General features: G+C 49.1%; 1 rRNA gene. It reads right to left on the reverse strand.

The features are described 5' to 3' along the window. Positions 1-481 (reverse strand): 23S ribosomal RNA (locus tag R0J88_RS18775); the annotation flags it as partial.

Raw genomic sequence — 481 nt, forward strand, 5'->3', positions numbered from 1 at the left:
CATTAACGGGCTCTAACTACTTGTAGGCACACGGTTTCAGGTTCTATTTCACTCCCCTCCCGGGGTGCTTTTCACCTTTCCCTCACGGTACTGGTTCACTATCGGTCACTAGGGAGTATTTAGCCTTGGGAGATGGTCCTCCCGGATTCCGACGGAATTTCACGTGTTCCGCCGTACTCAGGATACACTCAAGAGAGAATGGATTTTCGACTACAGGGCTTTTACCTTCTATGGCGGATCTTTCCAAATCGCTTCGCCTAATCCATTCTTTTGTAACTCCGTATAGAGTGTCCTACAACCCCAAGAGGCAAGCCTTTTGGTTTGGGCTCTTCCCGTTTCGCTCGCCGCTACTCAGGGAATCGAATATTTTCTTTCTCTTCCTCCAGGTACTTAGATGTTTCAGTTCCCTGGGTGTGCCATCTTGACGCTATGAATTCACGTCAAGATACTGCTCCATTACGAGCAGTGGGTTCCCCCATTC

It is taken from the genome of Pseudoalteromonas sp. SIMBA_162 (assembly GCF_046535955.1).
In the GTDB taxonomy this organism is placed as follows: Bacteria; Pseudomonadota; Gammaproteobacteria; order Enterobacterales; family Alteromonadaceae; genus Pseudoalteromonas; species Pseudoalteromonas marina.